The sequence below is a fragment of the Mesorhizobium sp. WSM4813 genome, from assembly GCF_055811555.1.
This window is the reverse complement of record NZ_JBVVQU010000066.1, coordinates 19765-32881: the sequence shown is the minus strand read 5'-3', so window position 1 is coordinate 32881 and position 13117 is coordinate 19765. Positions and strand designations below refer to the sequence as shown.

General features: G+C 57.8%; 10 protein-coding genes and 2 pseudogenes. 1 reads left to right on the top strand and 11 read right to left on the bottom strand.

Going from position 1 to position 13117, the window contains the following annotated elements:
- Positions 1 to 225: 225 nt before the first annotated feature.
- The 8 genes and pseudogenes from AC0L25_RS27910 to AC0L25_RS27875 all read right to left on the bottom strand — a co-directional run bounded on the left by AC0L25_RS27910 (position 226) and on the right by AC0L25_RS27875 (position 8419).
- Positions 226 to 1182, bottom strand: coding sequence for a LysR family transcriptional regulator (locus AC0L25_RS27910; RefSeq protein WP_473598436.1), 957 nt, complete (start codon positions 1180 to 1182; stop codon positions 226 to 228).
- A gap of 369 nt (positions 1183 to 1551) precedes the next feature.
- A pseudogene (locus AC0L25_RS27905) lies at positions 1552 to 1753 on the bottom strand (aldehyde dehydrogenase family protein); the annotation flags it as partial.
- 84 nt (positions 1754 to 1837) lie between these two features.
- Positions 1838 to 1924: pseudogene (locus tag AC0L25_RS27900) on the bottom strand (hypothetical protein); the annotation flags it as partial.
- A 394-nt stretch (positions 1925 to 2318) separates the two neighbouring features.
- Complete coding sequence (locus tag AC0L25_RS27895) at positions 2319 to 3221, bottom strand: HpcH/HpaI aldolase/citrate lyase family protein (RefSeq protein ID WP_473598435.1); 903 nt, start codon at positions 3219 to 3221, stop codon at positions 2319 to 2321.
- 170 nt (positions 3222 to 3391) lie between these two features.
- Positions 3392 to 4543 (bottom strand): CaiB/BaiF CoA transferase family protein, encoded by a 1152-nt coding sequence (locus AC0L25_RS27890; protein WP_473598434.1) that lies wholly within the window; start codon positions 4541 to 4543, stop codon positions 3392 to 3394.
- A 13-nt stretch (positions 4544 to 4556) separates the two neighbouring features.
- Positions 4557 to 5810, bottom strand: a complete 1254-nt coding sequence (locus tag AC0L25_RS27885; protein WP_473598439.1) for a methylaspartate ammonia-lyase — start codon at positions 5808 to 5810, stop codon at positions 4557 to 4559.
- Positions 5811 to 7914: 2104 nt separating this feature from the next.
- Positions 7915 to 8052, bottom strand: a complete 138-nt coding sequence (locus tag AC0L25_RS27880; protein WP_473598433.1) for a hypothetical protein — start codon at positions 8050 to 8052, stop codon at positions 7915 to 7917.
- A gap of 82 nt (positions 8053 to 8134) precedes the next feature.
- Positions 8135 to 8419, bottom strand: a complete 285-nt coding sequence (locus tag AC0L25_RS27875; RefSeq protein ID WP_473598432.1) for a hypothetical protein — start codon at positions 8417 to 8419, stop codon at positions 8135 to 8137.
- A gap of 394 nt (positions 8420 to 8813) precedes the next feature.
- Between AC0L25_RS27875 and AC0L25_RS27870 the strand changes: the two genes are divergently transcribed.
- Complete coding sequence (locus AC0L25_RS27870) at positions 8814 to 9002, top strand: hypothetical protein (RefSeq protein ID WP_473598431.1); 189 nt, start codon at positions 8814 to 8816, stop codon at positions 9000 to 9002.
- A 111-nt stretch (positions 9003 to 9113) separates the two neighbouring features.
- On the opposite strand, the gene AC0L25_RS27865 is transcribed toward AC0L25_RS27870, so the two are convergent.
- The 3 genes from AC0L25_RS27865 to AC0L25_RS27855 all read right to left on the bottom strand — a co-directional run bounded on the left by AC0L25_RS27865 (position 9114) and on the right by AC0L25_RS27855 (position 13100).
- A complete protein-coding gene (locus tag AC0L25_RS27865; protein WP_473598430.1) occupies positions 9114 to 9818 on the bottom strand; it encodes an aspartate/glutamate racemase family protein in 705 nt (234 codons plus the stop codon).
- A gap of 308 nt (positions 9819 to 10126) precedes the next feature.
- The gene (locus AC0L25_RS27860) at positions 10127 to 11497 is read right to left on the bottom strand and encodes a CapA family protein (protein WP_473598438.1); all 1371 of its coding nucleotides are present in this window, start codon (positions 11495 to 11497) and stop codon (positions 10127 to 10129) included.
- A gap of 298 nt (positions 11498 to 11795) precedes the next feature.
- Complete coding sequence (locus AC0L25_RS27855; RefSeq protein ID WP_473598429.1) at positions 11796 to 13100, bottom strand: serine hydrolase domain-containing protein; 1305 nt, start codon at positions 13098 to 13100, stop codon at positions 11796 to 11798.
- Positions 13101 to 13117 lie beyond the last annotated feature (17 nt).

The following is a 13117-nucleotide window of genomic DNA, read 5'->3' as shown; positions in this document are numbered from 1 at the left end:
ACGCTTCACCCCAGCCGAATGCGCCAACTACTTCAAGGCAGCTGGATACGACCCAGATTAAACAGGACGCGCTCTAGCTAGCCGCGCGCCTGACCGTCACCGCAAGATTACCACGGCGCTGCGCGAGAGGCGGACGGAAGCAGCCCGAGACTATCTGGCCGACGAAATTAGCATGACCGGCGACTTTCTGCAGGAGGTCGTGACCTTCCGGACAGAATGATTACTTCACGAATAGGTGCGCTCCTCGAACGGCGTCGCTGCGATCATTTCATGAATTGCCGTCACAAATGCGGCCTCGGCCGGATTAAAGCTTCGGCGCGGGTTCAGGACGAAATGGATGTCGATCGCGGGCAGTTCTTCCCATGGCGGCAATGGCCACAGAAGTCCGGAATTTACTTCCCGTCGTGCGATGTGAACCGGGAGCGCGCCAATGCCGAGACCGCTAACGATCATACGCCGCACCTCCGGCAGGTTTGCCGAAACGCCGCGTCCCTCGGGTTGCAGATTGACCCGCTCGCGTAGCTGGCGCACTAGGTAGAGCGGGCCATTCTCTATTTCGGTCTGGAACGAGACCGAGGGCTGGCCCGACAACGCCTCTGGGGCAATTTCCATCTTGCCGAACAGCGGGTGGCCGGGTCCGCAGAATAGACCGAAGAACTCGCGAAACAGCACGCGGTTTTCCAGTTGCGGATCTTCCTCGCGCATGAGGCACAGCCCCACCGTAGCCTGGTTCTGCCTTATCCGGCTGAGGACCTCGGCACTGTCAGTGATCGATATCGAATAGGTTACCTCGGGATAGGCTTTGTTGAACTGCGCCAGCGCCTCGTCGAAATGCGGGCATACCACGTGGCTTGTCATTGCGATGGCAATGTGCCCGGTGATCACGCTTTCAGCGGCCGCCATCAGCCCTGGCAGGCGCGAAATCGACCCAAAGAGTAGGCAGCTTTCGTGATAGAGCGTTTGACCCGCCGGCGTCAGCGCGAAATGGCCGGGCCGTCGATCCAGAAGTCTTTTTTCGAGAGTGTCCTCGAGCCGCTTCAGCGCACTTGAGACTGTAGGCTGACTCAGCGCCAAGAATTGCGCCGCGCGCGTGATTCCGCCCTGCTCAACAACCACCGTGAAGGTGCGCAGTAGGTTCCAGTCAAGCCGCCAAACGAAACGCTCTTCGTAGGGGCGCATCATAAATCCGCTCAATGATAATGAGTACTTTATCTGTTTGCGCTATGTGGCGCGGTCAGTCAAGCTCCCTCGGCCTGTCCAGACGGCTCCCGAAAGCCGTTTGCAATCAGAATCGATGTAACTGGTGTGGGCGAGACCTTTGGCGAGCAAATGCAATAGCGCCTGAACGTCTGTGCCTGTCGCGCCAGAGGCTGAGGCGGGTCACAGAAAACCAGTGCCTGAGAGAGAGACCGGATGTAATCTGGAGGATGATAGTACGAGATATACTGAAGGGCGGCATCCGCAGACACCCCTTTCAGGTAATTCACGGCAGCGCCAGTGACAAGTAGGCGGCGACCGTACTCGGTGGCGCTGGCTTCCTCGATCGCCTCTTCGACACCGGGCGGCAAGAATCCTACTGGGCGCATTGCAACTCTGGCCCGCGCACTCGAACGTGTATTCCGAAATACGGTATTGCCTTTGCTAGGTCGGCATTCTCGCACACGATCGGAGAGTGTCCACCGAGTTCAAGGATGCAGCGCTACAAATTATTCGCCGCGAGCATGATTAGCTGTTTTCCAACAGCCGTTGAACCCGCGCCACGGTGAGGATCGGTCCTGAACGGCTCTTCATGAAGCAGTCTCGCTTCCTTCGGTACGCGCGTCAAGATGGTCGGCGGCCAGTAAAATCCCGGGCATTCAAGTGGGGCGCCACCGGTCTTGATGCGGGGGCCGCCCTCTACTGCGTCTTTGGTCCGGCGTTGCATGGTTTCGATTCGCCGCGCGTTTGCCTATATCGAGGCATCTGCTCAGTGCCAATCGTGAAAGTCTTGACGTTCACGTCCCTATATGAGGAATTTTTATCCCGAATGACCGAACGTCCGAAAAATCAGGAATCGGTCCACCGGACGATCCTGCAACGCAAATGGGGCCAATGGCATGGAGGATCACCGGGCAGGCCGCCGCCAGAGCGGGGCAAGCTTGCGAGCGATAATAACGGCCGGACAGTCCACGGCGTAAGGCAGCGACGATTGCCTGAAGTCCACGGTGAAATCCGACCGGGCACGTCCTTTATATCTATCTCGAAACGAGATGGTAGGCAAGTAACAAACTAGGGCCATAGGGTGGAAATTAGCGCTGTCCTGGACCTAATAAAGCAGGTCAGTTACTGCTGGCGAGAGCCAGAATCTCGTGGGCGCGTCTAGCCACTGGCGGATCAATCATTTTACCATTCAACGAGAATGCAGACAGTCCACGCGTCGCGGCATCACTTTCCGCCGCGACGACACCGCGGGCCCATTCGAGTTCCTGCGCGCTTGGCGAGAAAGCCTCATTGAAAATGACCACCTGAGTCGGATGGATCGCCAAAGCTCCAGCAAAGCCAAGCCGCCGCGCATGCGCCGCAACTTGACGAAGTTTGTATGTGTCGCACAGCTCGCCGATGCTTCCTACGAAGCCCAGCGGGAGCAAGCCGGCCGCACGGGCGGCAAAAAGAACAGAAAGGTTCGGCGTCAACAGAAGGTCGAACTCCGGCGCGCCGCCTACAGCGGCGCTGAAGTCTTCAGGACCGAGCGCCATTGCGACCATCCTGGAATGCGCTGACGCAATGGCCGCGAGCCTTTGCAAGGCCGCCGGGGTCTCGATCTGGGCAAGAAACTTGATGCGTCCCAGCGGAAGATTTCTTTCACGTTCAAGTTCTGAAACCGCATTCGCGATCTCTAAAACCCACTCCGCCGAATCCGTTTTCGGCAGAACCAGTGCGTCAACACCAGCTATTACGGCTGCATCCAGATCGGCCGCCAAGGCGCGCAAATCACGATTGACGCGAACCAAAACAGATGCGCCATTGCGCGCCACCTTTGCCACGGATCCAGAAAGCTGCTTCCTAGCCTCGCCCTTCTTGTCTTGGGGAACTGAATCCTCCAGGTCCAGAATGATGCCATCTGCACCCCTCTCATGAGCCGTCTCGACAAAACGCGGAACGTGAACGGGAACGAAGAGCAGGGATCTCCAGCGCGGCACAGACATCGCGCTTTCAACGGCCGGAACGGTGTCCTTCATCATGGATTCGCCTCTGCAGATTGGCTGTTGGCCTGACCAATGAGGAAAGGTCGGCTGAAGATTTGAGCAAAAGCGGCAGCAGTCAGTCCCATAGCCGATCGGTGCGCTTGGGTGACCCGAACTATCACGCTCTCTCTAAATCGCGAGCACACTCACCTTACCGACACACGCCCTCAAGCCGACGTGGCTCGTTCGCGTAGAAGCCCCAGAACCTCCGCACGGACAGCCTCGGTATGAGCGCCAAGGGCCGGGACTGGGCGCAGCGATGGGTGCTCGGAATTGAAAATCGCCGCGGGCGCTATCGTCTCTACGCTTCCGTCAGGTGTTCCAACCTGCACCCTACGAATGTGTGGATGTTTTGAAACCTCCGCCACTTCGTTCAGTCGGCCATATGCCAAGCCGGCCGCCTCGAGCTCCCGCATCGCTTCGTCGCAGGATAGTTCAGAAAAGCGCCGTTCAATGATTACATCAAGTTGCGCACGATGACCAAGGCGCTCCATATTATCGGAAAAACCAGGTGCCCGCGTGAGTTCCGGCTGCTTCAAGAATTTGGCGCAGAAATTTACCCATTCGCGGTCATTCTGAACCGAAAAGATGACGTCTTTGCCATCGGCGCATCGATAGGCGCCATACGGCGCCAGCGACGGGTGTTTCACGCCGGCGCGTTCCGTATGGTAGTCGCTGTAGTCGTTTTGCAGTACGGGCACGTTCATCCAGTCGGCGATGGAATCGAACAGTGACACCTGGATGCTTGTCCCTTCGCCGGTGAGCTCGCGGTAATACAGCGCCTGAAGAATGGCGCTATGCGCTGTCATGCCCGCCGAGATGTCGCAAACCGAAACCCCAACACGCGCGGGTCCCTGTTGGGTGCCGGTGATGGCGCATAGACCTGTTTCGGCCTGGACGATGAGATCATAAGCCTTCAAATTGGAATACGGCCCTGTCTCCCCGAAACCAGAGATGTCGCAGGTGATCAGCCGCGGAAAACGGCGACGGAGATCCGCAGACCCGAACCCCAGTTTAGCGATACTGCCCGGCTTCAGATTCTGGATAAAGACGTCAGAAGCGGCAATGAGCATGTCGAGGACCTCGCGGTCCGCTTCCGAGCTCAGGTTGAGACAGACCGACTCCTTGCCCCGGTTGAGCCAGATGAAGTAAGCGCTCTGTCCCCGCACCAACTTGTCGTAGTTTCGGGCAAAGTCCCCTTCGGGCCTTTCGACCTTGATGACGCGTGCGCCGGCGTCAGCAAGACGGGACGATGCGTAAGGCGCGGCCACGGCCTGCTCCACGGCCACGACAGTGATCCCCTCAAGAGAGTTTTGCATGCTACACCGCTTTTCATCCAATTTTTTCGTTTTGAGTCCGACGACGATTCAGCATCGCCAGCAACCGGTTTTGTTCGTTCCCAACAATTGAGAATGCCTCGTCGACACCCATTCCGGGCTTTGCGAGCATCATGTCGGCCTGGGTTGCCACCGATACGTGGACAGAAGCCTGGGCGGAGAGATCTGTCTCGGTACAGCTTCCCCCGACATACGCTCCGACCCTGTTTTCTTTGCAGAGGAGAACGGCGCGCGCTGTGTCGGCAATTGAGCCAACATCGGGCGTCTTGATTTGAACGAGATGCGTGGCCTTGGCTTCGGCAAAGAGCCTAATATCCTCAAGGGTATTGCACCTCTCATCCACGACAATGCGGGCGCTGGAACCCCGGCGGTCCAAAATCGATACGATCCTGGCATAGTTCTCAATTTGAGCTTTCGTCGAACCGAAATCCGCCGGCGACTCAATGTTGAGCGTGAAATCCGGAACGGTATCTGCAACCTTGCAGATAAAATCGGCGATGCGTTGCGGCTCCAGGCCGATTTCCTGACCAATCCACCCATACACATCGAAATGCAAGATCGGATGATACGCCGGGGGGCCGATTTCACGTGTCCTCGTTGCAACCCATTTCACAAACTCCAACAAGGTTTTGCCGTGGTCGCCGAACTTCTGCCGTGAGTTGATCAAGCCGTGAGGAAGAACATCCACGCCCTTCAAAATCATCTTGTCAACATTGATTTCGCGAGCATCGCCGCTCTGGCAGTAGATCGGGACGCTGCGCGTCGGCAGCGGCAGATCAAATTCTGCACATATGATCTCCGCCATAGTCTTGCGGTGAAGATGGGCCGCTACACGAAGGAGTGCTTGGCTGACGCCATACTCTATCGCGAGAGGCAGCCGATGATATTCGAAGCAATCGAAAACCTTCGAGCAGGCATCAAGATACTGGGATGCATCCACGTCCAGAAGCCGCGGGGCCACGACCCGCGAGGTCAAATCCGAGATTTGGTTCGTGTCAAACAGCGGTTCGCGTCCGCCAGCACCAGAGTACTGGACGTTCATCATGTCGCCCCAAACAACGGTGTCGTCGGTAAGGACAAGCCCAACGCTGACCGAAGATGCTGGGATGCGAATCGATTTGAACCCAGGCGTTGTCGGTGCGCCGGCATAGATGAAGCCGTCTTGGATCGCGCCGGACCTAATGGCTTCCTGATCGTCATAGAAAAATGCGCCGTTACCAGGCGCGAGGACGACATCTTTGATTTGCACTTCGTTTTCGCTCGATTTCAATCGGATCGCGTGGACGGTGGCTGAGTTCAATCAGCAGCCTATCAGACTATGGGCCACTTGGCCTCGAGTTCGCCAATATAATGTCCCGGCTAGTGCCATCGCATTTTTAGATGGCCGGCGCCCGCTCCATCAAGTTTGAAATATCGCCTTGCCGGTGGGAATTGCACCGGCAGGTGCGGCGGGAGGCTGTGGTTTGCGTATCGAACTTCTCTCATTACGCTACACATGTTCGGCAGATGGGACCCGCCAGAGGCTTGCCGCATTCCACCGCCTCGTACCATTACGCCACCATCTTTCGAGATCAATATCGACAGCTTCAGGCGCCGCCATGGAGCGAAAGCATGGCATAGGACGCGCATCTATGCCACACCCACCAACAGCGTCGCTGATGACGCACCGCGACAATCAAACCGACAAACTCTGTTGCGCGTGACATCAATGCCGCGATCATCACCTCCGCCGCGATGCCAGCCTCTCCCAGATAGTCGCGCTTCTCATCAGCATTGTCGCGCCAGCGTCGATGGCGGTGCTGCGCGAGCCGGGCATGATTGCGCCTGCACCACCGCCGCGATCACCCCGGAGGACCAGGTCTGACGGGTTCAGCGAATGTCTAGGACATGAAGGCGGGCTGGCGTCGAGGTCTGTTCCAGAATGTCTCGGTTGGTTCATCTTTGGTGAGGAGCTCAGCCCGTCGTATGCAGACGGCACTGGACACCTCTCATTGCAGCGCCGGAAATTCGCCGGCATCTGCGTTGCCGCCAATATGCGGCGTCGCATTATCCAAAGCCGCGGTATAGCGGATGGCGTGAGTTGAACGTGATGTCGTCGCTACCGATCTCGACCAACCTTCCAAGATACAGGACGCACTCCTGTCGGCGATCGACCACAACAGGCAGGTCGTGGGTGATGAACAGCAGGCGCCACATATTGTGCTTGTGTGCTTGTCCGCAGGTCAGCCAGGACCGGAAGAATCTGTGGGCGTGTCGAAACATCGAGCATCGACACAGGTTCGTCCGCAACGACTAACTGCAAGCGCTCCGGAAATCACTACCCTCAGGCGCTGCTCTACAGACAAGTCTTGGGGAAGCGGATGACGAAATTATCTGGAGGAGAGCCCGACCGCCGTAAGCGCTTCGTGACTTAGGTGTGGCGTTGTCGACCAGACGCAGCGACCGCAACGGCTCCGCCACGAACACCGGGTATCGCGAATTGAGCGCCTGATAGGCGTCCTGAAGACAATTTGCACGCGAGGCCGGTAAGGGCGTAAGCCGACAATGCTTGAACGGACCTCATGTCGCGGCTTCGAACAACAGCTGCCACCAGTCGGCTGAGCAAGTTTGGTGACGACGCGGCCACCGTCTTGCCGCTTCCGATTCTCCGACAGGCCGACGGTCTCACCCCCTCGGACGTCGATTGCGTCTACAGCGCGCACGGCGTTGGCAGGTCGGCCTAGGACATGATAAACAGCCCGCTCTGCACAGAAAAATGACTTGCAGGCTTTCGAGACGCAGGAAGTCGGTGGTGTCAGGCATGAGCTGCGACCCCTGTCTTCTTGCGAGGACCGGTGAAGGTGACAGGCTACGCGTCCCGCCGGAACTTATCGAGGCTGCGGACTACCGTCGCACAAACCGCCATGGCCGACGGGCAATGCGGATGGAAGGCACAGCCTGACGGTCGGTTCATCAAGTTCGGGGTCACCGGGGACATGGTGCACGCCGGAATGTCAAATGCGCTTTTCGACGAGGTTGGGGAAATCGTTGTCTCAGACATCCATCTCGACGATGCGCCAGCGCCCATCCTTCCGACAGCCAAAGGCCGTCAGTTGCCCGTCGCCTGCCGATCCGGATTGTGCAGATAGGCACCCCATTGCTGGACACGCTCGTGATAAGCGCGTCGGCCCCGCCGCGCCGATCGTTGGCGTAGGCCTGATAGGCTGAACGTCGGAGCAAGAAACGCCATCGGCGCGAAAGGTCCCTCTCGGTTTGTGAGGATGTAAAAGGGTAGCCAATCCGCACCGGCACGGCACGTCAGGTGGAATGCATACGCGCCGCTGGGCATGTCATCCGGAACGGTCCAGGTGAAATCAGCTGCCATTGGCAATCGTCGAGATCGTCGTCGTGGAAATGGATGGCAGCGTATCGCGCGGTGCGTGACGCCAGCACACCTCTCGTCCGCTCCATTTCGCGCCGACCACCGCCCGGATCGGTTGATTGACGAGCAACCCGTGATGTTTCCCGGACCCCACATCAATGACACTTGAACTGTCGATCCCTTGCGAGAAATCCCATGCGGCTAGCACTTCGCTACCCCAGCTGGTCCACTTCCGCTAGGGGATTGGTGAAGGCTTCGACGCAGCCGCGCAAAATCGCAGGATCCTCGAGCTTGCCCGTGAAATGGCGTTGCGGCGAGAGCGCGCGCTCGGCCGAGAAGAGTACTGCGCCCGAAGACGGCAGGGTCACACCTGCGGCATGCCCTTTGACTTTAACAGGTTCGCCGTTGGTGAGCGGCTGCTGCCCGAGCACCACGCGTCCGGAAGTTGGGTCAATAGCGAGCCAGAGGCGATACCAAGCTTTCGGTTTGAGTGGCACCTTGGTTGCAAGCTCAAGCGACCCTTCCGGCCATGCGATTGAGGCCTCAGCGCCAGATTGGCCTATGGAAAAATGATGGTGTGGTCGCCGGTCTCCTCAGCCAATACGGCAGCCCAGGGATCGAGCACCCCCGGCTGGACCAGCAGCGTCCAAGTGTAGGCCGCACTCGGATCCCTTGCGGCCCCCTCTCAATGATGCAATGCGAGCCGAGCCTGACCTCCTGCCGGCGCCCTTCATGGGTTTGGTCGAGAAGATGCGACAAGTGTTCGAAGCGCATTCCTGGGCCCTGAGGATTCGGGTCGGCGCTGATAACGCGCAGGACACGCGTGTGATAGGGACTGGGCTCCCGTAGGCTCACATGCGCGACGAATGTCTCCCCCGGTCGAGATAGCCGGTGATCGGGATTTCGGTTGCGCGCATGTTTTTGCTGCCTGCTGCTATGTTGGACGGCGTGTTGCTCGGGCTACTTCGAGGGTTCAAGGCGTCGTTGTGTCATCGCAGCGAGCTGGGCCGCAATCTGGCCACGCCGACGTCGTTTTCGATGACGATCTCGGTCCAAAACTGCAATGCAGCACAACTGTGATTTTGCTGCGATTCCCGTCGCTTTCATCGTACTCCACACCGATATGCCACATCTTGAGATGTGGACCTCTTCCTCGTTCAACGCAGCCTGCTCCAGCGTGGTGAAGAACTCTTACACGATCGACGCGACCAACATCCGGCACAGATTTGTGATATCATAAACTGGCAGATTCGTGAGCCTGCGTATCGCCGGAGCGACCACAGGGAACACCGCACACTCAAAAAGAATGGATGCAATCTCGGGATGCACTGCTCTCAACCTAATGATACAAGCAGCGAGATCCGCCTCTATCGCAGCGACATCGGTCGGCGGCGCAGGGTATTCAAAAGAATCATGCCAGAACTTGGTACCTTCGATTCCGCCGATCACAACTCTCGAGCGCTCCGTCGGATCGCTGAGCTGGAGCATATCGTCGCCGAAATTGTTGGAGTCAAAAGTCAGGACGGCTATTTTGGCAGGCGGGGGTAGTTGACGGATCAGCAAGGGCAGGAGAAGCATGCTCGACATTGCCACGGGCACGTCTACAGCGGCGGCTACCGCTGCTTGATATCGGAACGTGAAGCCGCAGTCTGAACTGATCGCGACAGCGCCTCGCTGGACCAGGCGTTGCGCCGCTGCAACGTAACCGCGCTCAAGAACCGGATCGCCTGCCAAAATTCTTCTGCCCCTGGTTTCCTTCACGATTTCCGTGATGACAGGAAAATCAAAGGTTGCAGGATTCTCGATCGCGCCCGTTTCCTTACCCCTCTCATAGTTGGGCAACTCTCCTTGGTCGGAAGTCAGTATTCCGAGTGAGGCTTCATGTTGCAGTGCCACGTACGCAATGTCCTCAATAGATGGATGTGATCGATCGTATATAGCACTCATTACTGGTTCACTCTGGCTGCATCTTGATTTACCAGGTCTGACCATGCGTCACTCCGTGAGGTGAATACGTATCCTGCGAGAACGGACGAGCGATCACGAGTGTAAGATCTATTTATTGTGAGCTTGTCCTGCCGACGGGTCGCCGCAGTATTGTCTCAGAGAAGCGATCGAGACGGCCAGTTCCCGGAATTTAGGCTTTACGCATGTTTTCTTACCTGTGATATATTAAAACGCCCCGTTTAGATGCGTCATTGTGGTCATCGCAGCGAACTCGGCCGCAATCTGATCCCGCCGACGTTTTCCTCGATGGTGATCTCGGTCCCAAATGGTTTCGAGAGGGTCTGTAGACGCTCGAGAATGGCTTTTGCTTGTTGCGTAGGTGCGAGACTTGGGACGCCGCGGTTTGCAAACCTCTTCGAGTGTCCGAGTTCGATCGGATATAGCCGCAATTCCGCAAGCTGGTTCTGCTCGAACCTGCAGAGCGTGATAACGCTTTCAAAGAAGAGCGGGTCTGCGAATGATCCGGCCATTTCGGCGACTTTCACTTCGGCATCCGTGTCGACCCGCGGGTCCTTTGCGTATTCGTCAAACATGTCAGCGCCGCATGGGGTCCCGAGGTCATCCTCGAAGAAGTTCGCAAGGCCATAAAAGATCGGTCGCCCCTTGTAGATCTCGATGCCCCGTAACTGGTGCGATCCATGCCCGATGTATGCATCAGCGCCGGCATCGATGATACGATGCGCAAACGATGGTTCGTAATCGGGGATAACCTGGCGGCAATTATCAGGCTCGTGCCCGTGGTTCGTTAAAATGCAGAAGTCGGAGAACTGCTTGCCCCGACGAACGTTTCGTAGAATGTCGGCTATATCGCGCGGATTGGGTTCGTAGCTGACTCCGGCCGTGTCGCCGGCTTTGTATGTCGTTCCCTCCATCACGACCACGTTGGGATCTTCACCGCCAGGCCAGTGACAGGGCAACACAGCACGTATCTGCTTCAAACTTTTGAGCATTTCGGGAGGAACCACGATCGTTTTCGCCAGACGAAGGGCGTTGAGACCTGGTCTGTCTGGCGCTTCGCCAGCGGGCTCGCCGGCACGAGCCATAGGCATGAAAGTTGTAGCACACGAAACCAATGCCACGCGACCGCGTGCGGTCTCCAAGAAGCGAGCAGCGCCGGCTTGTGCAAGATTCTCGCCCACGCCAGCATGGATGATCCCATTCTGATCGAGCACCCGGCTTGTTTCGCGCATGCCTTCAACGCCCCAGTCAAGCGAATGGTTGTTAGCGCGACCAACGACGTTAAACCCCATCGCCTTTAAATCAGGTCCGACTTCCGGCAAGCTGAGGTGATAGGCGCCACCGTATTCTGCCTGTGGGTACCCATTGAACGATCGGATATCAAAGATGTTGACCTCCAGGTTGCCAAAAGTGACGTCAGCATCGCGAAGGATCTTGACAACGGCGCCGAACCCAGGATCCTGAGATTTGGTCACCGCCCGCGACACGATGAGGTCGCCGACTGCTACCATCGTGAAGCCGTCTGCCACGTTTGTTGCAACCGAGCCGACCACATCAAAGCCAGCACCTGGTTGGGCTGGATGACCATCGGCCCTGTGTGAATTTTCCATAGATTTCTCCTGCATCTATTGTTGCCGCGGTTCCCATTTCTTGCGCCTTCGTATTAAGCGCTGCGGCTGGTTGAAAAAGCCGCCCGCCGTTGTCAAAGCAGACGCTAACCTAGGTTGGCGCAGGAGTTGTGCCTGGGCCCCAGCATGATCGCGGATACGACACGGCGACGACCGGGAGGTCATCGGTGTCTAAGGCAGCACGACAGGTGGCAACCCTCGACCGCGAGCGCGCATTTGATCTTACGACGTTGAATCGATTCCACTGTTTTGTGTCAAGACCGCGGTCCAGGGCGCGGGGCTACGCACGTAGCATCAGCGCAAGTGTAAGTATTAGGGGGTTCATAATCGCCTCTTGAGCAGCGGCGCGTGCGATTGGATGCGACCCAAAGCGCGCGATGACCACTTCCGCCTTTGGCGCGATATACAGGCGCTGGCCGTGGATGCCCCGGGCTTCCAGAGCGCCCATTTCATCATGCGGCAACCACCACTGGCTGCGATAGGACCATCCGTCCGGGCGCTTGGGAAGGTCTGCCCTTTGTAGGTCGTGCACGACGGAACCGGGAATGACCTGCTTTCCATTCCATTCGCCCTCACAACGGATAAGTTCGCCGAACCGCACGAGGTCACGAAGCGTCGCACTCAAGCCGCCGCCAGCGATGGGCATGCCGGTAGAATCGACTGTTACGTAGCCGTCCTCCTCGCAGCCAAGCGGCACCCATAGGCGTTCATGTAGAAGTTCCGCAAACGAGCGACCCGTTACCCGCGCCATCACCCATGTCATCACTTCTGTATTGACAGTCTTGTAATCGGAAGGTCCCCCATGTGCGCCCTCCTTTTGCACGGTACGCAGGTAGTCGCATAAGGTGTGAGGACCGTCATACCCATTCGGCCTCGACCGCCCGCCACAGGCTCGCATATAAGCGCAAACACCCGAGTTCTTGTCGGCGTACTCCTCAGTATGGGCGAGCCCCGTCTCCATGTCCATGACCTGACGCAATGTGGCGTCCCCAAAGCCAGAGCTGCGCAGTTCGGGGAGGTAATGCCCGATCGTCGTCGTGTCGTCGAGCACACCTTCGTGCGCAAACGCTGCGGTCAGAGTGCCCGCATACGATTTCGTCACTGAGTGGCACGCATGCGGCAGGTGCGGCTCAAGGGCACCGAAGTAGCGCTCATATACGACGCCCCCCCGATGCAGCACTATGATGCCGTCGGTGTAGGTGTCGAAAAGCGCATCCTCGACGCGCCACGTGCGCCCATCATTGTCGGCGAAGGTGACCTCCCCCAGGTCTGTGGCTTTATCGCTGCGATCAAGCGGCGACGAACCGCCCCGCCCGCGCCACACGTTCACAGTCGGCACAAGCTCGCGCATGTGCGACAGCGACCAACGAATCAGCGGGAACTCGAAGAACTTGTCGCCGTCAAATAGGATCCGCTTTTCGTCGGCTGGCGGCGCACCTCGCATCAAGCCGAGTTCATTCGGATCGGACGCGCGCCCGTCGAGATACTGCTGTCCATTGAAGTCGACCATACGGCTAGATAGCCGCTCCAACGTCACATTGTTGACACGTGCACCCAGCGCAAGTTCTCTCAAAATCTTCTCCATGACCTCAGTCTTTTCAC